Genomic DNA, 22,571 nt, shown 5'->3' on the forward strand with positions numbered 1-22,571 from the left:
GGGCTGGCCGCCGAACCCGGCCCCGGCCCCTTCTCGAAGGTGCGGATGTACGCCAGCACCTTCGACGCGGTGCACTGGTCGACGATCCGCACCTTCCTCAACGCCTCCCGCCACCCCTTCCCCGTGTGGCGCTACGCCTGGGGCCAGTCGGAGACCGGCGGCCTGGGGATGACCTTCATCACCCGCCGCACCGCCAACCGCCGCCGCGACGCCGAGCGCGGACCGCGCACCGTCGGGCGCCCCATGCCCTCCTTCGTCCAGATCAAGGTCGTGGACCCGAAGACCTTCCGGCCCGTGCCCAGCGGCCGGCCCGGACTGGTGCTCGCCCGCACCAAGGCGCGCTGCGTCGGCTACTACGGCGAGCCCGAGCGCTGGGAGGAGAAGGCCCACGGCGAATGGTGGAACACCGGCGACATCGGGGTCAGGACCTGGAGCGGCAACGTCCGGCTGCTGGACCGCGAGGTCAACCACACGCCCGGTGTGAGCTGCCTCGAGGTCGAGGACGTCCTCGTCGACAACCTGCCCGAGGGGCACGACGTGGCGCTGCTGTCGGTCTCCGGGGGCCCACCGGTCCCGGTGGTGGCCGCCCCCGGCGGACGGCTCGACCCGGACGCCTGGAGCAGCGCCGTCCGGCGCCTCCCGGCGCTGGCCGACCCGGTGGTCGTGGCCCCCGGCGAGGTGCCGCGCACGGGCACCGGCAAGATCCGCAGAGAAGAGCTGCGCCGCCGCTTCCTGGCCGAGGCCGGCCGTCCCGGGACCGGCCGGTGGACGTGAGCGGGACCGGTCCGGAGCCGCAGCGCCCGGTGTTCACCGCCGAGCCCTTCGGCCAGGACGGCCGGACCGTCCTGGAACTGGGCCACCACGCGGTCCTCGGCCTGAGCCCGGGCAACCGCTACTTCAGCGTCCCCGTGCTGACCGGGCTCCTGGAGTGGCTGGGCGAGCGGTTCACGCGCATCGACGCGGTGGTGCCGGACTCGGCGCTGGAGCACACCTACCGTGCACTGGGGTACGAGCCCCGGCGCGCCGCGAAGAAGGCCCGAGGCGAGACCAACGTCCTCCGCAACCGGGCGGCGCGGGCCTGGGAGTCCCTGGGCGGTCCGCGCGGCACCGACGGCCTGCACCGGATGTCCGAACTCGCCTCCGGGGACGTGTACCGGGAGAGGTACGCCGAATGCGAGCGCGCCCTGGCGGACGACCCCGTGCTCCACGAGACCTGCGCCGAGATGAGCACAGAGGTGCTCGCCGCGCGCGGCAGCACGGGGCCGCCCACCGGGCAGGCGCTGGAGACCGCCATGCGCTACCTGGTGGCCGAGCTCCCGTTCTTCCTGGCCTCGGCGGACATCTTCGGGGCGCCCTCGTCGCTGAACTTCTACCACCGGCGCCTCCCTCTGGCCGAGCTGGTGTTCTCCGGCGACTCGGTGCTCAAGGCCCCGCCGTGGCAGGGGTATGCCACCGTCCGCCCCGTGACGGGGGAGCCCGGAGGAGGGTGAGGGGCGCGGGGGCGGGTCCGTCCGTCCCCGCGCCCGCCGGTCATCGGGCCCGGGGCCGCCCTCCGGGCCGGCGCGGTGGCGCCGACCAGTGCTTGCAAACCGACCGGTCGGTCGCGCCGATGTGCGGGGCGGTGGCGCACACGCGCACCGATCGGCTACACACGGTCGCGTTTTCCTGAGAGAATCCACATTCCTGAGAGAGTTCCCAGGAAAGTCGGCGAGGCGCGCCGTGCGGCGGCGGTACCGGGCGCCGTGCCCCGCCGCGACCAGGTGACGGCCCCGATACGCAGGCAAGGACCTCCGTGACGACTCGATCCCAGCCCGCGCCCCCAGCCCCGAGCCCCGCCCCCGCCGCCCCGCCACCGCGCCGCTTCTTCCCCGAAGTGCAGGGCCTGCGCGCCCTGGCCGTCGGGCTCGTGGTCGCGTACCACATCGACAAGGACCTGCTCCCCGGCGGCTACGTCGGCGTCGACGTCTTCTTCGTCATCTCCGGCTTCCTGATCACCACCCTGCTGCTGCGCGAGGCGCGGGAGAAGGGCCGGGTGTCCCTGTCGGGCTTCTACATCCGCCGGGTGCGCCGCATCCTGCCCGCGGCCACCGCGGTCCTGGCGGTCACCGGGGCCGCGGCCGTCCTGCTGCTGCCCTCGGCGCAGCTGATCGACACCGCGAAGCAGATCCTGGCCTCGGCCGCCTATGTGCAGAACCTGCTGCTCGCCCAGCAGTCGGTGGACTACCTGGCCGCGGGGTCGGCCGAGAGCCCGGTCCAGCACTTCTGGTCGCTGGCCGTGGAGGAGCAGTTCTACCTCCTGTGGCCGCTGCTCTTCGTCGGCTGGACCGCGCTGCCGGCCCGCCTGCGCCGCGCCCGGACGCTGCTGCTGGCCGGGGGATCAGTGGTGGCGCTGTCCTTCGCCTGCTCGGTGTGGATCACCCTGAACGACCCCAGCCCGGCCTACTTCCTGCCGCAGACCCGCATCTGGGAGCTGGCCGTGGGCGGGGTGCTGGCGATCGTGCTCGCCCACCGCCGCCTGCCCGAATCCGTGCGGGCCGGGCTGGGGTGGGCGGGACTGCTGGCCATCGTGGCCTCGGCCGCCGCCTACGACGATGCGGTCGCCTTCCCCGGGTGGGCCGCCGCGCTGCCGGTGCTGGGCACGGCCGCGGTCATCGCGGCCGGCCACACCCGCGGCCCGCTGTCCACCTACCGGCTGCTGAGTGCGGCGCCCGCCCGCTTCGTCGGCGACATCTCCTACGCCCTCTACCTGTGGCACTGGCCGCTCATCGTCTTCGCGCTCGCCGCCACCGGGTCCGGCTCCCTGGGCCCGGTCGCCGGGGCGGCCGTGGCCGCCGGGTCGGTGCTGCTGGCCTGGGCCACCAAGATCGCGGTGGAGGACCCCGTGCGCACCGGCGGGCTGCTGCGCACCGGCCGCTCGGCCCTGGTGTTCGCGGTGGCCGCGGTGCTGGCGGCCGCCACGGTCAGCGCCGTGCAGTACGGCCACGTGCAGGCCAAGCGCAACGTGGACTTCGACCCGTCGGTGCACGTGGGCCCGCAGGCCATCGGCGACAGCACCCCCGAGGGCGACACCGCGGCCGACATCTTCCCCTCGCCCGTCGACGCCCTGGACGACCTGCCCAGCGTCTACCACGACGACTGCCAGTCCATGCCCGGCGACCGGAGCGCGGACCCGTGCGCCTACGGCCCCGAGGACGCCGACGTGCGCGTGGCCGTGGTGGGCGACTCGCACGCCGCCCACTGGGTCCCGGCGGTGCGGGAGGTCGCCGAGGAGCACGGGTGGCGGGTCTCCACCTTCACCAAGTCCTCCTGCCCCTTCACCAGCGAGACGGTGACGCGCGACGACCGGCCCTACAAGGAGTGCACCGACTGGAACGAGGACGTGGTCGGGCGGCTGACCGGTGAGGACGCGCCCGACCTGGTCTTCACCAGCTCCCGCAGCACCGCCGACAGCGTGCGGGCGGACGGCGGGGAGGGCAAGCGCCGCATCGCCGAGGGCATGGCCGAGCAGTGGGACGCCGTGGAGGAGGCGGGGGCCGCGGTGGTCGCCATCGCCGACACCCCCGCGCAGCGGGCGCGCGTGCCCGAGTGCGTGGAGCTGAACGCCGACGACCCCGCGGTCTGCGCCAAGGAGCGCGACGACGCGCTGGCCGAGGACGACCCGCAGCTGATGGCGGCCGGGATGGACGGCAACGGCGCCGAGGTGGTCGACCTCAACGACCGGCTGTGCACCGACGACAGCTGTCCGGCGGTCGTCGGCAACGTGCTGGTCTACCGGGACAGCCACCACCTGACCGCCACCTACTCCCAGATGCTCGCCGCCGACCTGGAAGAGGCGGCGGCCGAGCCGCTGAGCCGGCTCTGAGCCGGCTCAGAGCCGCGGGGCCGATGGCGGTCATCGGCGCGCCGATGACCGCCATCGGCCCCCGGATTGGTGCTCCCGCGCGGCGCGGCCCTAGGGTCGGCCCGTCCCGAGCAGTGGGCCGGGCGGACCGGAGAGGGCAGGGGCGCCGATGGTGGACTTCTACCACGTGTGCTTCGCCGTTCCCGACATCGAGCGGGCCATGGCGGACCTGACGGCGGCCACCGGCGCGCAGTGGGCGCGGCCCAGGAGCCGGACCATGGGGGAGTGGGAGTTCCGCATCGTGTTCTCCCAGGGGGACGCCCCGTTCGTCGAACTGGTCGAGGGGCCGCCGGGGAGCCCGTGGGACTGCCAGGGCCGCGCGCGCTTCGACCACCTCGGCTACTGGGCCGCCGACCTGCAGCGGGAGGCCGAGCGCCTGGAGGCGGCAGACGCCCCGCAGGACTTCTCCGGATGCCCCTACGGCCGCCCGTTCGCCTACCACCGGCTCGACTCCGTCGGGGCGCGCATCGAGATCGTGGACGCCTCCCGGCGGCCGGGGTTCGCGGCCTCATGGGGCCTGGACTGCGGCGGAACCGCGGTTCTGGGCGGCTGAGCGCCGCCGCGCACCCCGTCCGGGGTCACGCCCGCCGGTACCGGGCCGGGCTCAGCCCGTACACCCGCTTGAAGGCGGTGCTCAGCGCGAACGGCGAGCCGTAGCCGACCCTGCGGGCGATCGCCTCCAGCGTCTCGTCGCCCTCGCGCAGCAGGTCGGCGGCCGCGGCCAGGCGCAGCCCGGTCAGGTAGGCCATCGGCGGCTCGCCCACCCGGTCGGCGAAGCGCCGGGCCAGCGCGGCCCGGGAGCAGCCGCACTCGGCCGCCAGCGCCGCCACCGTCCACGGCCGCGCCGGTGCGGCGTGCATCAGCCGCAGCGCCCGCCCGGCCACGGGGTCGGCGCCGGCGCGGGACCACGCGGGGGCGTCGGCGCCGCGCCGGGCCGCCCAGGCCCGCAGGACCGCGATGAGCAGCAGGTCGAGCAGCCGGTCCAGGACGACCTCCTGGCCGGGCCCCTCACGGCCGGTCTCGGAGTGCAGCAGGGCGGCGAGCGATTCCACGGACGGGTCGCGCTCGGGCCCGTGCAGGGCGGCCACGTCCGGAAGCGCGCCGAGCAGGTGCCGGCCGACCTCGGCGCCCACCCGGTAGGTGCCCACGAGCAGTTCGGCGGTGGTCGGGGAGGCCTCGTCGCCCCAGGTGCGCACGCCCCTTGCCAGGCGCTGGCGCATCGGCGCGCCGTAGCGGGTGGTGCACTCCTGGCCGGGCCCGATGACGATGCGGACGGGGGTGCCGGGCGGGTCGGCGACGGTGTAGCGGCCCGGCCCCGGGGCGATGGCGGCGTCGCCGGCGGCCAGGCGCACGGGCGCGCCGCCGTCGGGCAGGACGTGCGCGGTGCCGCGCACCACGAGCATCAGGGTCAGCGGCGCCTCGTCCTCGATGCGCAGCGACCACGGAGGGGTGAGGAGCGCACGCAGGAGGAAGGCCCCACGGGCGCGCGGGCCGTCCAGCAGCCCGGCCAGTTCGTCCATGAGGGGAGTCTGGCGCATCCGGGCGGACGCGCGCTTATGGGCGTGAGGGCCTGGACGATGGCGGGTGTCCGGGCGCTGCGGTCGAGTAGGAGGGGTCGGAGAGGGCGAGCGGTGGCGAGCGGTGAGGAGGCCCGCGATGGCCGAGTTCTGGCGACTTGCGGTGGGTGCGGCCGCGCTGGCGGCCACCGGGCTGTACGCGGGGGTGTTCTTCGCCTTCACGGTGGCGGTGATGCCGGGGCTGCGCGCCGCCGGTGACGCGGTGTTCGCCGAGGCGATGCGCGGCATCAACCGGGCGATCGTCAACCCGCCCTTCCTGCTGGTGTTCCTGGGCGCGCCGGTGCTGTCCCTGGTGGCCGCGGTGGTGTCCACCGGGGCGGGCGGCGCCGCCGCGGTGACCGCCTGGGCGGCGTTCGTGCTGGTGGCGGCGGTGCTCGTGCTGACGGTCGCGGTGAACGTCCCGCTCAACGAGGCCTTGGACGCGGTCGGCCCCGTCCACGGGGAACAGGCGGCACAGGCCCGCGCGGCCTTCGAGCGCCCGTGGGTCCGCTGGAACGCCGTGCGCACGGCGCTGTCGGCGGCGGGCGCGGTGTGCCTGGCGTTCGCCCTGGTCAGCGCCGCCTGAGGAACGGGCGCCCCGCTGTGAGCACCACGGCCAGGCCGACCGCGCCCGCGGCCGCCACCGCCAGGTGCGGCGGGACCGCCTCCGCAACGGCCCCGGCCGCCGCGAACCCCGCCCCCTGGGTGATCATCAGACCCGCCGAGCTCAGGGTGAACACCCGGCCGCGCATCTCCTCCGGCGCCGCCTCCAGCAGCAGGGCGTCCAGCGCCAGCGTGTACCCGAACCCCAGCGCACCCGCCCCCAGCAGGGCGACGGCCGCCACCGGGCCGGGCGCCGCGGCGAAGGCGGGGAAGGGGGCGAAGACCGCCAGCGCCAGCGGCACCATCCAGCGGCGGCGGCGCTCGGCGTCCAGGAGCGCACCGGCCAGCAGCTCCCCGGCGACCGTGCCCACCGGGCCGGCGGTCAGCAGCAGGCCCACCAGCACCGGCCCGCCGCCCATGCCGTGCGCCAGCGGCGCCGCCAGCGCCTCGGGCCAGACCCCCAGGGCCGGGGGCAGCCAGGTCAGCAGGAGCACCGAGCGCAGCCGGGGGACCCGCAGCGCCCGGGCGAACCCGGACAGCGAGGCGCCCACCAGGCGCTCGGGGCCCGAGCCCCGCCGGGCCGGGCGGGCGGCCGTTCCCAGCAGGATCAGCAGCGCTGAGGCCGCCATCATCGCGGCCGCCCCCGCCAGCACCGTGCGCGCCGGCAGCACCATCAGCAGCGTCCCGCCCACACCGAAGCCGGCGATCTGCGCGGTCTGGGCCGCCATCCGCAGCAGCGACCGGCCGAGCGGGAAGCCGTCGCCGGGCAGGACGTCGGCGACGGCGGCCGCCCGGCACCCCTGGTAGACCGGCGCGATCAGACCGGTCACCGCCAGCAGCGCCAGCATCGCCGGCACCGGCGCACCGGGCAGCGCCATGCCGGCCACCAGGGCGGCGTTGACCGCCTGGGCCCCCGTCATCAGCGAGCGCGCGGGCAGGCGGTCGGCCGCCGCCGACAGCAGCGCCGCGCCCACCAGCTGCGGGGCGAACCCCAGGGCGAAGGCCAGCGCGGACAGCAGCGGCGAGCCGGTGCGCTCGAACACCAGCACCGACAGCGTGATCTGGACGGCGACCAGCGCCAGGACGGACAGCACCTCGGCGGCGAACAAGGCGCGGAACTCGGCGACGGCGAGCACGCGCAGGTAGGTCGCGCGGCCCGCTGGGGCCGCGGGGGCAGGGGTGGACATGCCCCGACCGTGCCGTGCGCCGACCGCCCCCACAACGGATTCGGCTATGGTCGAATCGAAGGGGGCGGCGGGTGAGCGGACGGGTGTACTTCGCGCACGAGGACCTGATGCGGTGCAGGTTCGCCCTCTCGCCGCTGTGGGAGGCCTTCGCCGCCGCGCACACCCTGCTCGAACCGGACCGCCAGGGCTACCACCTGCCGTGGGTGCGGCGGGCGCGCCTGCCCGAGGGTGCCGACCTGGAGACGTTCCGCCTGCTGGTGCCCCGGCCCGGCTATGTGCCCGACTTCCTGACGCCCGCCCCCGAGGGGCCGCTGACCTCGGTCGCCGACCAGCTGGCCGGGGTGCGCGCGACCCCGGCCGCCCGGGTGGAGGCCGAACTGCGCCAGTGCCTCCTCGACCCGCGCCGCCGGCTCCCCTCCGAGGCGGTCGACCCGCTCCTCCGCGACCCCGCTGCCACCCGCGACGCCCTGGCCGACCTGCTGGGGGCGTTCTGGGATCACCTGGTGCGCCCCCACTGGCCCCGGATACGCGCGCTTCTGGACGCCGACATCGCCGAGCGGGTGCGCGTGCTTGCCGAGGGCGGCCTCGAGCGCCTCATGGCGGGGCTCGATTCCCGCCTGAGGTGGGACGGGTCCGCGCTCGCGGTCCGCGGGCCGACCGCGCCCGATGAGCTGCACCTGGAAGGGCGCGGGCTGGTGCTCATACCCAGCGTGTTCGTGTGGCCGGAGCTGATCCTGGTCAGCGACGAGCCGTGGCAGCCCACCCTGGTCTACCCGGCGCGCGGGGTCGGAGCCCTGTGGTCCCCGGAAGGTCCGCGCCCGCCCGAGGCCCTGGCGGGGGCTCTGGGGCGCACGCGGGCGACGCTCCTGCTCGCGCTGGCCGAGCCTGACACGACCACGGGCCTGGCCGCGCGCCTGGGAATGAGCCCGGGCAGCGTCTCGGGCCATCTGACCGCCCTGCGGGCGGTGGGGCTGCTGGAGTCCTGGCGGGCCGGCCGGAGGGTACTCTACGCGAGGACGCCGTTGGGCACCGCACTGACCGGCGGCGGCTGAGGCACCGGCGGCCCCGCTTCCTGGCCATGCCGATCCCGGTTGAGAGCGCTCGTCGACGGCTTCTGGCGGCGTCCGGAAGGCGCACGGTGCGTCGACGCCGCCCCGGGAGGCAGTGGGGCCCTCCCCCGTCGCCGGGTGCGGCCGCCGCTCGCCGNNTCGTCCTCGCTTCGCTGCGGGCGCTCCGCATTGGCCTGCGGCTCCGCAGACGGCGATGGCAGCGCCCAGCGAGGAGGGGAGAGGTGCGCTGGGCCTTCCGGCAGTGCTGTCGGAGGTCACCGACACGCCCCCCCGCTGTGCACCGCCCCGCCCGGCCGGGGCCGGGGCGGCGGCCGGTCTCCGGCCGCCGTCAGCGGCGAGCGGCTCCGGGGTCGGAGGCGAGGTGGACGCCGCCCACATCCTCGGCCTCGGCAGCCCCCAGCAGAGCTCCGACCAGTCCGGGGAAGCGCTCGTCGAGGTCCCGGCGGCGCAGCGTGACGAAACAGCGGGTGCCCTCCTGGCGCGTGCGGGTCACCCCCGCGTCGCGCAGGACCCGCAGGTGGTGGCTGAGCGTCGACTTGGCCACCGGCGCCCGCAACTCCCCCCACCCGCGCTCGGCGCCGTCGGCGAGCACCCGCACCAGCCCGATGCGCAACGGGTCGCTGAGCGCCGCCATCACTTCGGGCAACGACAGGTCCTCGGTCGCCGGGTGGTGTGCGTATCTCATCCGGCCATGCTACCTTGTTCGATATTCGACGAACAACGAACAAAGGAGGCGGGTTGACCGAGCAGCACCACCAGCGCACCGACCTCGACGACCTCAACGATCGGGTCGCCATCGTCACCGGCGCCGGATCGGGTATCGGCCGCGCTACCGCGATCGCCCTGGCCCGGGCCGGCGCACACGTCCTGGGGGTGGGGCGGCGCCACGAGGCGCTCCAGACCACCGCCGCCCACCACCCCGGCATCACCGCTCACCCCGCCGACCTGCGCGCTCCCGACGCCCCCGCCCGGGTGGTCCAGGCCGCGACGCACCAGTGGGGCCGTATCGACGTGCTCGTCAACAACGCCGGCGCCACCGAGATGATGCCGCTGGCCGAAACCGATGCGGACCGCATCGCCGCACTGTTCGCGCTCAACGTCACCGCCCCCAGCCTTCTGGCCGCCGCGGCCCTGCCGCACCTGCGCGACCGGAGGGGAACGATCGTCAACATCTCCAGCACCTATGGCCATAGGCCGCTGCCCGGCGCCGCCCACTACGCGGCCTCCAAGGCCGCCGTCGAGCAGTTGACACGCTGCTGGGCGCTGGAACTGGCCCCCGAGGGGGTGCGGGTCAACGCCTTGGCGCCGGGCCCCACCGAAAGCGAGGCCCTGTCGGCGGCCGGGATCGCCGAGGCCGACGTGGCCCGGATCAAGGAGACCGAGGCCGCGCGGATCCCGCTGGGCCGCCGCGGAGGACCCGACGAGGTCGCCCAGTGGGTGCTCCGGCTCGCCGACCCGGGAACGACCTGGCTCACCGGGCAGGTCCTCACCATCGACGGCGGCCTCGAACTGACCTGATCCCGGGGGCGGCTCCGGGGCGGAGCGGAGCGCCGTGCCCGCGCCCGGTGCCCACGTGGCGACGGCCTTCCAGCCGTTCCCCGCGGCCGTCTGGGACCGGCCCCGCAGCCGCCCTCCCGCGCACGGCGGGCGGGGGCCGAGGGGCCGGGCGGCGGCGGAGGGGGCCCTGGTCAGCCGGGGGCGGGTGCGTGCTCCGGGAAGGGGACCGCCCCCGGGCGGCGGTGGGCCCACGGGCGGGCCTCCTCCAGCTGGGAGGCGAGGCGGATCAGCAGGGACTCGCCGCCCGCGGCCGCGATGAACTGCACGCCCAGCGGCAGCCCCCGCTCCGTCCAGTGGAGCGGCAGCGACACCGCCGGGGTGCCGGTCAGGTTGGCGGTCAGCGTGAACGGCGTCGCCGTCAGGTTGTTCACCGCCTCCTTGGTGACCAGCCCGGTCGCCGCCACCAGGCGCTCGGTGCCGGTGCGCACCAGCGCCCGCTCGGCGGCGCGCAGCCAGCGCGGCGGGTCCAGGCGCCCGACCGCCACCGGCGGGCCGGCGATGGTGGGCGTCAGCAGCAGGTCGTAGCGCGCGTGGTACGCGCTCAGGGCCAGCGTGTGCGTGTTCCACCGGTCGGCGCCGCGCACGTAGTCGGCCGCGCTCATCGCCCGGCCCATCGCCGCCAGCATCAGCGTGTCGGCCTCGAAACCCTCGTCGCCGCAGCCGGTCTGCTCCTTGACCCCCTCCACCAGCGCCGCCATGGAGCCGTACCACAGCGTCAGGAAGTCCTCGGTCAGCCGGCGGCCGTCCAGGTCGGGCCCGTCCTCGACCACGTCGTGGCCCAGCTCCTCCAGCAGCGCCGCCGCCGAGCGCACGGCGGCCACCGCCTCGGGGTGCACCGGGGTGCCCAGCGGCGAGCGGTCGGTGAAGCCGATGCGCAGCCGCCCGGGCGCGCGCCCCACCTCGTGGGCGTAGGGCCGCTCGGGCGGGGCGATGGGGAAGGGGGAGGTGGGCTCGGGCCCGGCCACCGCGTCGAGCAGCGCGGCGGTGTCGCGCACCGTGCGGGTGACGGTGCCGTTGACCGCGGCCCCGTGCATGGGCTCGGCCATGTCCGGGCCGAACGGCACCCGGCCGCGCCCGGGCTTGAGGCCGACCAGGCCGCAGCAGGCGGCGGGGATCCGGATGGACCCGCCCCCGTCGTTGGCGCCGGCGGCGGGGACGACGCCCGCGGCCACTGCGGCGGCCGAGCCGCCGGAGGACCCGCCGGGGGTGTGCCCCGGGTGCCAGGGGTTGCGGGCCGGGCCGAAGGCCTCGGGCTCGGTGACCCCCTTGGCCCCGAACTCGGGCAGGTTGGTCTTGCCGAAGGGGACCAGGCCGGCGTCCAGCCACCGGCGCACCACCTCGGCGTGGCGGGGCGCGGGCAGCTCCCTCAGGGCGCGGCACCCGGCCGAGGTGGGCACACCTGCGTAGTCCTGGAACAGGTCCTTCAGCAGGAAGGGGACCCCGGCCAGGGGTCCGTCCAGGGGGCGGGCGACGCGCCGCCGCGCCTCCTCGTACATCGGCCGGACGACCGCGTTGAGCAGGGGGTCGACCTGCTCGCACCGGGCGACGGCGGCGTCCAGCACGTCCGCGGCCCCCACCTGTCCCTCGCGGATCAGTCCGGCCAGTCCGACGGCATCGTGTTCCAGGTACTCGTCCACACGCATGCAGGGAACCTAGCACCCCGGGTGGAACCTGTTCTCGTGCATCGGGGCGGCGTGGCGCGCGGGCCTGCGGCCCGCGCGCCGCACGCGCCCAGGGGCTCGAGGGGCAGGGGCTCAGGGGAGGGGCCCGGGGTCGACCGCGCCGGGGCGGCCGTCCTCGATGACGTACCGGGCCAGGTCGCGGATGGGGGCGCCCGGCTCGGAGACGCGGTCGACGACGCGGTAGTCGGCGGTCCACTCGCTCGGGGTGACGGTGTTGCGCACGTAGCCCCGGCGGCGGTTGATCATCCGGATGTGCGGGTTCTCCTGCAGCTGCACGGCGTCGCCGGGGTTCTGGTCGGTTCCGTCGCCGCCGCTGGTGAAGGAGGTGCCGACCAGCTCGGTGGCCACGGTCGCCGAGTCGGGGTCGTCGAAGTCGGCCTTGACGTCGCACAGGTAGTTGGCGTGCACGTCCCCGGTGATCACCACGGGGTTGGAGGGGCCCGAGGCGAGGACGTCGCGGACGCGGTCGCGCTCGTACCGGTAGCCGTCCCAGGCGTCGTTGCTGAAGTTGGTCGCCGGCCCCTCCACGAAGTCGCGCTGACTGAAGAACACCTGCTGCCCCAGCACGTTCCAGCGCGCGGTGGGCCCGTTCAGGCCGTCGAAGAGCCACCGGCGCTGGCGCTCGCCCAGCAGGGTGCGGTCGGGGTCGTCGTGCTGGGGGTCGCCGACCTGGTCGCTGCGGTACTGGCGGGTGTCGAGCAGGTGCAGGTCCACCAGGTCGCCGAAGGTCAGGCGCCGGAACATCTGCACGTCGGCCCCCCGGGGGCGCTGGGCCCGGCGCAGGGGCATGTTCTCGTAGTAGGCCCGGAAGGCGGCGGCGCGCCTGCGCAGGAACTCCTGGGGGTCGCCCCCGTTCTCGGGGATGTCGTCGGCCCAGTTGTTGTCGACCTCGTGGTCGTCGAAGACCAGCGCCCAGGGGAAGGCGGCGTGCGCGGCCTGCAGGTCGGGGTCGCTCTTGTACTGGGCGTGGCGGATCCGGTAGTCGGACAGCGAGACCGTCTCCCAGGAGGGGATGTGGGGGCGGCCCAGGTCGCCCTCCTCGCCGTACTCGTAGATGTAGTCGCCGAGGAAGACCACCAGGTCCAGGTCCTCCCGGGCCAGGTGCGCCTGGGCGGTGTAGTGGCCGTTGGTGTAGCTCTGGCAGCTGGCGAAGGCGAAGGAGAACCGGTCGGGGCTCGAACCGGGCGCGGGGGCGGTGCGGGTGCGGCCGACGGGGCTGAGGTGGCCCTGTACCCGGAAGCGGTAGAAGTAGTCGGCCCCGGGGCGCAGACCCGAGACCTCCACGTGCACCGCGTGGGCCGACTCGGGGGAGGCCGTGCAGGTGCCGGCGGCGGTGATGCGTCTGAACCGCTCGTCCTCGGAGATCTGCCACTGCACCTGGAACCGGCGCTCGGGCATGCCGCCCAGCCCGCTCTCGGCCAGCGGCTCGGGGGCCAGGCGGGTCCACAGGACCACGCCGTCGGGGAGCGGATCGCCCGAGGCCACGCCGAGGGTGAAGGGGTCGTGCAGGCGGCCGCGGCCGGCGTGCGCAGGGGCGGGGGTGAGCGCGTCGATCGCCGCGGCGCCCATGGCGGCGGCACCGCCGAGCAGGACGCCGCGGCGGGTGGCGCGGTGCCGGCCGGCCTCAGAGGCGGAGGGGGAGGAGGGGGATGGGGAAAGGGGGACGTCCGACATTCACGGTCTCCTCGGACTCATCGAGCGTCCGCCCCTGGGGGCGGACCGGACCGTGGTCCATGAGGACATGCCGGGGGCACGCGCCCCAACCATCACGCGATGAACGTTGGTCCCTCATCGGTGACCGCACGGTGACGCGCTGTCTCTTCCCAGGTGAGCGGCCCGGTGGCGGATGGCCGCTTCAGGTCGGGCGGGGGCCGTGGACACGCCTCCTTTTCACGCCTTCCTGATGTTTCCAGTCTTCAGAAATTTCTGAACATAACGTAGTGTTGGCGGAGGCGGACCACCCGCCGCACACCCACCGCATTGCGAGGCGACCATGACCGCTTCCCCGACCCCCTCCGACGCCGTCTTCGACCTGGGCTCCCCCGGGTTCATGGACGACATCCCGGGCTCCTACGCCCGCATGCGCGACCGCGCGCCGCTGGTGCGCATCGCCTTCCCCGGCGTGGACTACACGACGTGGATGGCCACCCGGTACGAGGTCGTGCGCGACGTGCTCAACGACCCGCGCTTCGTGCGCGACGCGGCCGGCGTCCCCGGCCTGGAGGGCGCGGGCGTCCTCGACCAGATGGTGAGCGCCTTCGGCGTCCCCGAGGACTACAAGCGCTACATGGACGGCCTGCTCACCACCGACGGCGCCGACCACGCGCGGCTGCGCAAGCTCGTCTCCCGCGCCTTCACCGTGCGCAGGGTCAACGACCTGCGCCCGCGCATCCAGGGCATCGTCGGGGGCGTCCTGGACGGGCTGGAGGGCCGGGAGGGCTTCGACGTCCTGTGGGACTTCGGCTTCCCGGTCTCGGGCAACGTCATCTGCGAGCTCGTCGGCATCGGGGAGGAGCAGCGGCCCCGGTGGCGCGCGTGGATGCACGCCATCGCCGGGGGCGAGCCGGAGCGCTACGGCGAATCCCTCACCGGGATGGTCGACGCGGTGCTGGAGGCCGTCGCCGACCGGCGCGCGCTCGCTGAGCGGGGGCGGGCGCCCGACGACCTGCTGAGCGCGCTCATCCGCGTCCGCGACGAGGACGGCGGCCGGCTCGGCGAGGACGAGCTGGTGGCGATGGTGCTCATCATCGTCCAGGGCGGGCACCACACCACCGCCCACTTCGTGGCCAACGCCGTGCTGGCCCTGCAGCAGCACCCGGACCAGCTGGAGGCGCTGCGTGCGGACCCCGGTCTGATGCCGCGGGCCGTGCACGAGCTGCTGCGCCTGCACGGCCCGGCGCCGATGGCCGGCGTCGCCCACGCCAAGGAGGACGTGCTCCTGCACGGGGTGCGCATCCCGCGCGGCGACGCGGTGGTGTGCGCGCTGGCCGCGGCCAACCGGGACCCCTCGGCCTTCGACGCCCCCGAGCGGTTGGACCTGGCCCGCGCGCCGGCCGGCCGGCGCGAGAGCCACGTGGCGTTCGGCCACGGCCCGCACTACTGCCTGGGCGCGGCGCTGGCGCGCACCGAGGGGGAGGTCGCCCTGGGGGCGCTGCTGGAGCGCCGCCCGCACCTGCGCCTGGCGGTGGCGCCCGACCGCGTGGAGCGGTTCGACCAGCCCGGCTCCCGCCACCTGCGGTCCCTGCCGGTGACCGGCTGAGGCGGGGCGCCCTCAGCCTTCCGGCGCCAGGTCGGCGAGGAACCCCGGGTCGGCGTTGGCGCCGGTGACCACGGTGGCCACCGAGGCGCCCGGGACGGCCTCCGGCCCGCGGGCGACGGCCGCCAGGCCCGCCGCCCCCGCAGGCTCGGGGAGCACGCCCAGGGCGGCCGCGGCCAGGCGCGCCGCCCGCACCAGCTCCCCCTCCTCGACCAGCACCACGCCGTCGACCAGCGCCCGCACCCGCCGCACCGCCTCGGGGTGGGGCGCGGTGATGCTGATCCCCGCGGCGAAGGCGGAGGAGGGCGCCACGGGCTCGGCGCGGCCGGTGCGCCAGGCGCGCGCCATCGCCGGGGCCGCGGCCGCCCCGGCGCCCACCACCCGCACCCCGGGCGCGTGCGCGCGCAGCCACCGGGCCACGCCGGTGATCAGGGCCCCGTCGCCCAGTGGCAGGACCACCGTGTCGAAGCCGCCGGTGCGCAGCAGCTCCACCCCGATGGTCCCGGCGCCCTCGGCGATCGCGGCGTCGCGGCCGTCCACCGCCGGCACCAGGCCGCTCCCCTCGGCCGCGAAGGCGTCGGCGGCGGTCTGGGGGTCGCCGCCGACCCGGTGCACCCGTGCGCCCAGCGCCTCCATGCGGGCGGTCTTGACCGCGGAGGCGGGCTCGGGGACGAACACGTCGGCGGTGATGCCGCGGCTCCGGGCGGCGTAGGCCACGGCCTGCCCGAAGTTGCCCCCTCCCGAGGCGCACACCAGACCCGAGGCCTCGGGCAGCCGCGCCGCCAGGTGCATGGCGCCGCGGCCCTTGAAGCTGCGCAGCGGGTTGAGCGTCTCGACCTTGACGAGCACGGGGCGGCCCATACGGGCGTCGAGCACGGTGTCGCGGTACTGCGGGGTGTCCAGGAAGACGGGGTCGATGTGCTCGCGGGCCGCGGCGATGCGGTCCGGGTCCAGGTCGTCGGCGCCCTGCACGGGGGCGGTGCCCTCGGGCGGTGCGGCGTCGGCAGGGGTGCGGGCCATGGCGGCCTCCCGGGTCATCGGAGGTCTCGAAGTGGACGCCGCCACGGTAGGCCGGGACGCGGTGGCGGCGATTGCCGGTTTCCCGCCGCCCGTGCAAGATTCTTGCATGCGCGACACGCCCTCCCTCGACGACCTGGACCGACTGCTGCTCGGGCTGGTGCAGCGGGACGCCCGGCGCCCCCTGCACGAGTTGGGCGAGCAGGTGGGCCTGTCGCCCAGCGCGGTCCAGCGCCGGCTCACCCGCATGCGCCGCTCGGGGGTGGTCCGGGCCGACGTGGCCGTGGTCGACCCCGAGGCGGTGGGGGCGGGGCTGACGTCGCTGGTCCTGGTGGCCCTGGCCGACGACGACCCGGAGCACCACGCGGCCTTCCGCGAGCGCATGCGCACGGAGGCCTGCGTGCAGCAGTGCTACGCGATCGTCGGCCAGTGGGACTACGCGGTGCTCCTGGTGACCCGCGACATCGCGCAGAACAGGCAGGTGTCGCGCCGGCTGTTCGTCACCGACTTCGGGGTGCGCCGGTACGAGACCTTCCCGGCCTCCGAGGCGGTCAAGGCCGGGCTGACCGTCCCCCTCGACCCGTGCGGCCCCTGAGGCCCCGGTGCGCGCGGCGGTCCGCGCGCAGCAGCACCTGCAGCACGCGCCGCTCGGCGTCGATCAGCGGGGCCGTGCAGTTCGGGCAGGCGCGCTCCCCGAGTCGCCGCTCCGCGGTGCTTGCAGGCGGCGCGGCAGGAGGGGCGCACATGGTGCGGGCCGAGGCGGGCAGGGCGCGAGCGCATGCGCTCCGGTGTCCCGCCCACCGGTGTCGGGGGGCGACGGACGGGGGAAGGGTCGGGGCATGAAGGACAAGGGCGACCCGCCACCCCCGCCCGAGGAGGCCGCCGCCCGCACCGGCGTCCTCGGCACCGCCGACGCCTTGACGGAGGCGCGATCCTGTCCAACGACGCCGAGCGGATCGCGATGTTCCTGGCCGAGGAGTGGACCCTCGTGTCCGAGACCGGCATCGCCACCCGGAGCCAGTTCCTCGGACACATCGCCTCCGGGGACCTGACCCACTCGATGATGGAGCCGGTGACCGAGCCGCAGGTCCTGCTGCTGGACGGCACCGCGGTCTCCACCGCCAGAATCGTCAACACGGCCCACTACCGGGGGAACCGCATCGACGCCGACGAGTGGACCACCGACGTGTTCGTCCGGCGAGGGGGCCGCTGGCTCTGCGTGAACACCCACATCACCCCGGCCGCCCAGAGCTGAGGCCGCGCCCCCGTCGGCGCCTCTCACGCCAGGCCGCACTCGGTCAGGGCGGCGCGCAGGCGGCGCACCCCTTCGTCGATCTCCGGCGGGCCCGTCGTGCCCCCGAAACTCAGCCGCAGGTGCGGGGCCGGGGGCTCGGCGGGGAAGTAGGGCCGCCCCGGGGCGACGGCCACGCCCGCCCGCAGGGCCGAGACCACCAGCGCCTGCTCGTCGGCCGCCTCCGGCAGCCGCAGCCACAGGTGCAGCCCGCCCCGCGGCGGCTCGGGCGGCGTCAGGGACGGCAGGTCGTGCAGCAGCGCGGCGACCATGTCCCGGCGCCGTCCGGCCAGGCCGGCGGCGACCGCGCGCAGGTGCCGGCCCCAGGCCGGGGACCCCACCAGCTCCAGCGCCGCCTCCTGCAGCGGCCGCGGAACGAAGAAGCTGTCCACCACCTGGATCGCCCGGAGCCGCCGCATCACCGGCCCCCGCGCCGCCAGCGCCCCCACCCGCAGGTTGGGCGAGGTCGCCTTGGTCAGCGAGCGCACGTGCACCACGGTGCCGTGCTCGTCCTCGGCGGCCAGCGGCGGCGGCAGGGACGGCAGGTCGGCGTGGGCCAGGTGCCGGGCGAAGTCGTCTTCGAGCACGAACGCCCCCGCCGCGCGCGCGATCTCCAGCACCGCGCGCCGCCGCTCGGCGCCGAGCACCCGCCCCGTGGGGTTCTGGAACAGCGGCTGGCACACGAACACCCGCGCCCCGGAGGAGCGCAGGGCCTCCTCCAGCAGCTCGGGCCGGACCCCGTCCCGGTCCATCGGGACGGGCAGCGGCCGCACCCCCGAGGCCCGCGCCGCCGCCAGCATGCCCGGGTAGGTCGGCGACTCCACCAGCACCGGGGCGCCCGGCGGGGCCAGTGCGCGCAGCGCGGCCGTGAGCGCGCTCTGCCCGCCCGCGGTGACCAGCACGTCCGAGGCGTCCAGGACCCCCTCGGCGCCGCCGATCTCGCGGGCGAACCAGCCCCGCAGCTCGGGAACGCCCTCCACCGGCGGCCGCTCCCAGGCCGATGGGCGGCGCCCGGCCCGGGCCAGCGCGGTCGACAGCGCCCGCTCCGGCTGCATGCCGGCGTGCAGGTAGCCGCCGTTGAAGGCGATCGTGCCCGGGGGAGGGGAGGACAGGGTGGCCAGGATCCCGGCGTCGTCCACGCTGCGCGGCACCGGCTCGGCGCCGCCCAGGGTCGGCTCGGCGCTCAGCGACACCTCCTGCCAGGAGGTGTCGCCCTTGGTGCGGGCGCCCGCGGGCGCGGGGGCGCGGTAGGCCCCCGAGCCCGGCCGGGTGACGACCAGGCCTTCGGCGGCCAGCGCGGCGACGGCGCGCGAGACCGTCACCGGGCTCACCCCGAACCGCTCCACCAGCTTCCTGCTCGGCGGGAGCTTCTCGCCGGGCGAGTAGCGGTCGACCTCGTGTCGCAGCGATGCCGCGAGCTCCGCCACACTGCTACTCTTTTTCATGAGAGCTGATAATAGCGCTATCGCTTCGGATCGGGTAGCGGCCCGGCGCGGCACCGCACTGGCGGCGCTGGGGGTCGCCGCGTTCTCCTTCACCTTCCCCGCGACCAGCTGGGCCCTGGAGGGCTTCGGGCCCTGGACGGCCACGGGCCTGCGGTGCGCGCTGGCCGGGCTCGTCGCCGCGGCCGCGCTCAAGGCCTCCGGCGCCCGCCTGCCCGAGCGGCGCCACGTGCCGGGGCTGCTGGTGGTGGCGCTGGGGTGCGTGCTGGCCTTCCCCCTGCTGACCTCGCTGGCGCTGCAGACCACCTCGACCGGCAACGCCGCCGTGATCATCGGGCTGCTCCCGCTGACCACCGCCGTGGTCTCCTCGCTGTGGTCGCGCTCGTGGCCGCCGGGGGTGTTCTGGGCCGCCGCCGCCGTCGGGGCGGTCGCGGTCGCCGGGTTCACCGCCCTGCGCACCGGCGGCGCGCCCGGGCCGGGCGACCTGTACCTGTTCGCGGCGCTGGTGCTGTGCGCCGCCGGGTACGCGGCCGGCGGCCGGCTCTCGGCCCACATGCCCGGATGGCAGGTGATCGCCTGGGCTCTGGTGGCCTCCCTTCCGGTGACGGCGCCGCTGACGGCGGCGGGGCTGGCCCTGGAGCCGTTCCACCTGGCCCCTCTGCCGCTCGCGGGCATGGCCTACCTGGCCCTGGTCTCCCAGTTCGGCGGCTTCGCCGCCTGGTACCGGGGGATGGCGCTGATCGGGGTCGCCAAGGCCAGCCAGCTGCAGCTGGCCCAGCCGCTGCTGACGCTGGTGTGGGCCTTCCTGGTGCTGGGCGAGGCCTTCAACCCCTGGGCCCCGCTGACGGCCCTGGTGGTGCTGGGGTGCATCGCCGTCACCCAGCGCGCGGCCCGCAGGCGCGCGGGTCCGCCCGCGCAGGTGCCGGACACCGGAGAGGAGGAGGCGCAGGGAGCGGAGGCGCCGTCACCGGGGCGGGCCTGAGTGCCGGTACTCAGGGGACTTAGGGGCCGGAGGCGATGTGCGGCCCGTGCGGGCGGCCGTACTTTCGCGGCATGCTCTACCTGTTCATCGGGCACGCCGCGGCGCTCCTGCACTTCCTCTTCCTGGGCTACGTGGTCTTCGGCGGCTTCCTCGCCTGGAGGCGGCCCCAGGCGATCCGCCCGCACCTGTTCGTGGCCGCCTATGCCGTCGGGATCGTCCTGATCGACTGGCCCTGCGTGCTCACCGAGCTGGAGAACTGGGCGCGCGCCATGGGCGGCCGCGAGGTCATGCGGTACGGGTTCATCGACCACTACCTGACCGGCACCCTCTACGCCCGCGAGGACCTTCTGGCCTCGCGCGTGGTGATGGGCGCCGTCGTGGCCGCCTCCTGGGCCGGCGCCCCGGTGTGCGAGCAGGCCCGGAAGGGCCGGAGCGCGGAGGCGCCCGATCAGCGCCTGACCGCGGTCACCCTCAGCCGGCGGTAGTCGGCCCACCAGGCGCCGTCCCGGTACAGCCGGGGGCGTGCGCGCTCCTGGACCTCGGCAAGGAAGGCGTCCACGGCTCCGGCGTCGTCGGCATCCCCGGCATCTCCGGCCCCGCCGGTGCCGCCGGTGCCGCCGACCCCCTGGAGCAGGTGCGGACCGAACATCCGCAGCCACACCGCCACGCCGTCCGCGCCCTCCAGGCGCGTGGGGCGGTCGAACAGCCAGGCCCCCGTCACCTCGAACCCCGCCCCCTCCAGGACCCGCGCGTACTCGGCGATACCGGGGAAGTACCAGGGCGAGGGCGCATCGGGCAGGCCGGCGTCGGCACGCGCCGCGCGGGCGGCCGCCTCGATCGCCGCGACGTTGCCCGCACCGCCGAACTCGGCGGCCAGCCGGCCCCCGGGGCGCAGCGCCGCCGCCAGGGACGCCGCGGCCCGGTCCGCCTCGGGGACCCAGTGCAGGACGGCGTTGCTGAGCACGGCGTCGAACCCGCTCAGCCCCAGGTCGCGCAGGTCGCCCACGCGCACGTCCAGGCCGGGGAAGCGCTCGGCCGCCCGCTCGGCCATCTCGGGGGAGGCGTCGACGCCGACGACCGTGGCCCCGCGCTCGCGGAGGGCCTCGGCGTGGTCGCCCGTCCCGCACCCGGCGTCCAGGACCCGCTCTGCCGGGCGCGGGGCGAGCAGGTCGACCAGATCGGCCCCCAGGGCGGAGACGTAGGCGTGGCGGGTGTCGTACAGCTCGGCGTCCCAGCGCAGGTTCGGCATGCCCGAACCGTACACCGGCATATCACATTATAAAATAGTCGTCTCATGATGTGAGAGCTGGGCAGGTGGCGGTCACATGCGTCCGGCGGGGGCCATCTCCACCACCGAGATCCGCCCGGCCGGGTGGACGCCCACCGTGCGCAGGCCCGCCTCCTCGCCCAGCTCCCGCAGCTCGCCCACGCCCCGGTCCTTGCCTCCGAAGAAGGCCAGCATCCGCAGGTCCAAGGCCGTGTCCGGGGACTCCCCGTCGGCCCCGGTGTTCTCGGCGACCAGCACGCGCCCCTGCGGGGCGGCCGCCTCCGCGCACCGGCGCAGGATCTCCACCGCCGAGGCCCGGTCCCAGTCGTGCACCACGGCCGAGAGCAGGTAGCCGCCGTACCCGCGGGGGAGAGGCGAGAAGAAGTCCGCCGCCACGGCGCCGGCCCGGTCGCCGAACCCCGCCTCCTGGAGGAGCGACCGTGCCCGCCGCGCGGTGTCCGGCCGGTCGACCACGGCGCCCCGCAGCCCGGGGTGGGCCCGCAGCAGCGCGGCGAGCAGGGTCCCGTCGCCCCCGCCGACGTCGGCGACGCCGCCCAGCGCGCCCCAGTCGTAGGCGGCCGCGATGGCCTCGGCGTCCTTGGCCACGTCGGTGCCCATCCGCCGGTCGTAGACCTGCGCGCGCTCGGGGTCGTCGGCCAGCACCTCCCAGAACCCCCGCCCGAAGCGCTCGGGGAAGGCCGCCCCGCCGGTGCGCACACTGTGCACCAGCTCCGTCAGCGCCAGTTCGGCGCGGGGCAGGTGCTCCTCCAGGTCCAGTTCGGCCCGCAGCGAGTCCGGGTGGTCCGACCGCAGCCGCTCGCCCTCGCCGCGCGTGCGGTGGCGCCCCTGCGCGTCGCGGTCGACCACCCCGACCCGCACCAGGTGCGCCAGGAGCCGGCCCAGGGCGTCGGCGTCGGCCCCGCAGGCCCGCGCCAGCTCGGGGGCGGTCCGCGCCCCCTGCGCCATGTGGTCGGCCAGGCGCAGGGTGGCGGCGGTGCGCACCGCCATGGGGGTCAGCAGGTCGGCCATGTCCCACAGGTCCGCGGGTCCGGTCATGGGGGGTCCTTCCGTTCTCGGGGCGGCGCCGGGCCGCTCCGGCGCGCCGACACCCTACGGCCGCGCACGGCGGTGCGGCCCCGGAATCCACGGGAGAACGGCGGGGCCGGGGCCCGACCGCACGCAGCGGTCCGGCCCCGGCCCCCTCTTCACAGAGCCGCCAACCGCTCCAGCGGGAACGGCGGGCTCGCCAGCGGGCGGGTCGCCGTGCGCATCAGCAGCAGCGGATTGTCGTCGCCGGCGCTGCGGTTGGCGACCAGCGTGTCGCACCGGGTGCACCGGTGGATGAGCACCCACTCGCCGTCGCCGCGGACGGTGACCGCGATGGGCTCCATGCGGGCCCCGCAGTCCGATGCCCGGTCGCCCGGGACGCCGTCGTCGACGTGCTTGCTGTACAGGCAGTTGGGACAGTGGTTGCGGTGCCGCGTCCCCGGGGCGCCCAACGGCACGTCGAGGCTGCAGTGGGCGCAGCGGAAACTGTCGGCTCCCTGGTGGGAGCGCTTTCGGTGGTCGCGTCGTCGTGACACGAAGGTGACTCCTCGCGAGTGGAACGGCCGGATCGGGCGCTCGGCGCCGTCCGCCGCCCCGCGAAGGGCCTCAGCAGGTCAGGCGTCCGAAGCTCTCCGCGGGGTAGCGACGACGCGGGACCGGGGCACAGACCTCACCGAATTCGACATGCAGACCACACACTCGCTCACTGTGGG

The 22,571-nt window shown here is 75.9% G+C and carries 22 protein-coding genes; 12 read left to right on the forward strand and 10 right to left on the reverse strand.

The window, feature by feature from the left end; all coding sequences use genetic code 11:
• From D450_RS0105195 to D450_RS0105210, 4 genes are all read left to right on the forward strand, one after another.
• Positions 1 to 774, forward strand: a 774-nt coding sequence (locus D450_RS0105195) for an AMP-binding protein (protein WP_017537614.1), incomplete at its 5' end; no start/stop codon positions are given.
• Entirely contained in the window at positions 765 to 1,490 is a 726-nt protein-coding gene (locus D450_RS0105200) for a tRNA-dependent cyclodipeptide synthase (RefSeq protein ID WP_017537615.1), read from the forward strand. The genes D450_RS0105195 and D450_RS0105200, both read left to right, overlap by 10 nt.
• 302 nt (positions 1,491 to 1,792) lie before the next feature.
• Positions 1,793 to 3,862, forward strand: coding sequence for an acyltransferase family protein (locus tag D450_RS0105205; protein ID WP_275041886.1), 2,070 nt, complete (start codon positions 1,793 to 1,795; stop codon positions 3,860 to 3,862).
• 148 nt (positions 3,863 to 4,010) lie between these two features.
• Positions 4,011 to 4,454: a VOC family protein gene (locus D450_RS0105210; RefSeq protein ID WP_017537617.1), complete on the forward strand. Its 444-nt coding sequence runs from the start codon at positions 4,011 to 4,013 to the stop codon at positions 4,452 to 4,454.
• A gap of 25 nt (positions 4,455 to 4,479) precedes the next feature.
• Here D450_RS0105210 and D450_RS0105215 read toward each other — a convergent pair whose 3' ends face one another.
• Positions 4,480 to 5,421 (reverse strand): AraC family transcriptional regulator, encoded by a 942-nt coding sequence (locus D450_RS0105215; protein ID WP_017537618.1) that lies wholly within the window; start codon positions 5,419 to 5,421, stop codon positions 4,480 to 4,482.
• Between the two features lie 136 nt (positions 5,422 to 5,557).
• Here D450_RS0105215 and D450_RS0105220 point away from each other — a divergent pair, with 136 nt between their 5' ends.
• Positions 5,558 to 6,043 (forward strand): anthrone oxygenase family protein, encoded by a 486-nt coding sequence (locus D450_RS0105220; protein ID WP_017537619.1) that lies wholly within the window; start codon positions 5,558 to 5,560, stop codon positions 6,041 to 6,043.
• Here the strand turns inward: D450_RS0105220 and D450_RS0105225 are convergent.
• Positions 6,030 to 7,247 carry an MFS transporter gene (locus D450_RS0105225; protein WP_017537620.1) on the reverse strand — a complete coding sequence of 406 codons (1,218 nt, stop codon included), beginning with the start codon at positions 7,245 to 7,247 and terminating at the stop codon, positions 6,030 to 6,032. The genes D450_RS0105220 and D450_RS0105225 overlap by 14 nt on opposite strands.
• An 83-nt stretch (positions 7,248 to 7,330) precedes the next feature.
• On the opposite strand from D450_RS0105225, the gene D450_RS0105230 reads away from it, so the two are divergent.
• Positions 7,331 to 8,299, forward strand: a complete 969-nt coding sequence (locus tag D450_RS0105230; protein ID WP_017537621.1) for a DUF5937 family protein — start codon at positions 7,331 to 7,333, stop codon at positions 8,297 to 8,299.
• Positions 8,300 to 8,645: 346 nt separating this feature from the next.
• On the opposite strand, the gene D450_RS0105235 is transcribed toward D450_RS0105230, so the two are convergent.
• Positions 8,646 to 9,002 carry an ArsR/SmtB family transcription factor gene (locus D450_RS0105235; RefSeq protein WP_017537622.1) on the reverse strand — a complete coding sequence of 119 codons (357 nt, stop codon included), beginning with the start codon at positions 9,000 to 9,002 and terminating at the stop codon, positions 8,646 to 8,648.
• 53 nt (positions 9,003 to 9,055) lie between these two features.
• Between D450_RS0105235 and D450_RS0105240 the strand changes: the two genes are divergently transcribed.
• Positions 9,056 to 9,835 (forward strand): SDR family NAD(P)-dependent oxidoreductase, encoded by a 780-nt coding sequence (locus tag D450_RS0105240; protein WP_017537623.1) that lies wholly within the window; start codon positions 9,056 to 9,058, stop codon positions 9,833 to 9,835.
• Between the two features lie 170 nt (positions 9,836 to 10,005).
• On the opposite strand, the gene D450_RS0105245 is transcribed toward D450_RS0105240, so the two are convergent.
• Together D450_RS0105245 and D450_RS0105250 are read right to left on the reverse strand one after the other, a co-directional pair.
• A complete protein-coding gene (locus tag D450_RS0105245; RefSeq protein WP_017537624.1) occupies positions 10,006 to 11,517 on the reverse strand; it encodes an amidase in 1,512 nt (503 codons plus the stop codon).
• 111 nt (positions 11,518 to 11,628) lie between these two features.
• Positions 11,629 to 13,230 (reverse strand): alkaline phosphatase D family protein, encoded by a 1,602-nt coding sequence (locus D450_RS0105250; RefSeq protein WP_017537625.1) that lies wholly within the window; start codon positions 13,228 to 13,230, stop codon positions 11,629 to 11,631.
• A 319-nt stretch (positions 13,231 to 13,549) separates the two neighbouring features.
• Here D450_RS0105250 and D450_RS0105255 point away from each other — a divergent pair, with 319 nt between their 5' ends.
• On the forward strand, positions 13,550 to 14,815 hold the full coding sequence (locus D450_RS0105255) for a cytochrome P450 family protein (protein WP_017537626.1): 1,266 nt from the start codon (positions 13,550 to 13,552) through the stop codon (positions 14,813 to 14,815).
• A gap of 12 nt (positions 14,816 to 14,827) precedes the next feature.
• On the opposite strand, the gene D450_RS0105260 is transcribed toward D450_RS0105255, so the two are convergent.
• Positions 14,828 to 15,832 carry a threonine ammonia-lyase gene (locus tag D450_RS0105260; RefSeq protein WP_152520800.1) on the reverse strand — a complete coding sequence of 335 codons (1,005 nt, stop codon included), beginning with the start codon at positions 15,830 to 15,832 and terminating at the stop codon, positions 14,828 to 14,830.
• Positions 15,833 to 15,938: 106 nt separating this feature from the next.
• Between D450_RS0105260 and D450_RS0105265 the strand changes: the two genes are divergently transcribed.
• Both D450_RS0105265 and D450_RS34480 read left to right on the forward strand, forming a co-directional pair.
• Positions 15,939 to 16,424 carry an Lrp/AsnC family transcriptional regulator gene (locus tag D450_RS0105265; RefSeq protein WP_017537628.1) on the forward strand — a complete coding sequence of 162 codons (486 nt, stop codon included), beginning with the start codon at positions 15,939 to 15,941 and terminating at the stop codon, positions 16,422 to 16,424.
• Positions 16,425 to 16,817: 393 nt separating this feature from the next.
• Complete coding sequence (locus D450_RS34480; protein ID WP_241483066.1) at positions 16,818 to 17,084, forward strand: nuclear transport factor 2 family protein; 267 nt, start codon at positions 16,818 to 16,820, stop codon at positions 17,082 to 17,084.
• Positions 17,085 to 17,107: 23 nt separating this feature from the next.
• Here the strand turns inward: D450_RS34480 and D450_RS0105275 are convergent, their stop codons facing one another.
• Positions 17,108 to 18,547 carry an aminotransferase-like domain-containing protein gene (locus D450_RS0105275; protein WP_017537630.1) on the reverse strand — a complete coding sequence of 480 codons (1,440 nt, stop codon included), beginning with the start codon at positions 18,545 to 18,547 and terminating at the stop codon, positions 17,108 to 17,110.
• A 16-nt stretch (positions 18,548 to 18,563) separates the two neighbouring features.
• On the opposite strand from D450_RS0105275, the gene D450_RS29510 reads away from it, so the two are divergent.
• Both D450_RS29510 and D450_RS0105285 read left to right on the forward strand, forming a co-directional pair.
• Positions 18,564 to 19,544, forward strand: coding sequence for a DMT family transporter (locus D450_RS29510; protein ID WP_017537631.1), 981 nt, complete (start codon positions 18,564 to 18,566; stop codon positions 19,542 to 19,544).
• Between the two features lie 71 nt (positions 19,545 to 19,615).
• A complete protein-coding gene (locus tag D450_RS0105285; RefSeq protein WP_017537632.1) occupies positions 19,616 to 20,029 on the forward strand; it encodes a DUF2784 domain-containing protein in 414 nt (137 codons plus the stop codon).
• Here D450_RS0105285 and D450_RS0105290 read toward each other — a convergent pair.
• The 3 genes from D450_RS0105290 to D450_RS29515 all read right to left on the reverse strand — a co-directional run bounded on the left by D450_RS0105290 (position 19,993) and on the right by D450_RS29515 (position 22,394).
• Positions 19,993 to 20,793 (reverse strand): class I SAM-dependent methyltransferase, encoded by an 801-nt coding sequence (locus D450_RS0105290; RefSeq protein WP_026128396.1) that lies wholly within the window; start codon positions 20,791 to 20,793, stop codon positions 19,993 to 19,995. The two genes, D450_RS0105285 and D450_RS0105290, sit on opposite strands and share 37 nt — an antisense overlap.
• A 72-nt stretch (positions 20,794 to 20,865) precedes the next feature.
• Positions 20,866 to 21,867: a methyltransferase gene (locus D450_RS0105295; RefSeq protein WP_017537634.1), complete on the reverse strand. Its 1,002-nt coding sequence runs from the start codon at positions 21,865 to 21,867 to the stop codon at positions 20,866 to 20,868.
• Between the two features lie 149 nt (positions 21,868 to 22,016).
• Positions 22,017 to 22,394 (reverse strand): RNHCP domain-containing protein, encoded by a 378-nt coding sequence (locus D450_RS29515; RefSeq protein ID WP_026124085.1) that lies wholly within the window; start codon positions 22,392 to 22,394, stop codon positions 22,017 to 22,019.
• Positions 22,395 to 22,571 lie beyond the last annotated feature (177 nt).

This window comes from Nocardiopsis halophila DSM 44494 (genome assembly GCF_000341245.1).
Lineage (GTDB): Bacteria > Actinomycetota > Actinomycetes > Streptosporangiales > Streptosporangiaceae > Nocardiopsis_A > Nocardiopsis_A halophila.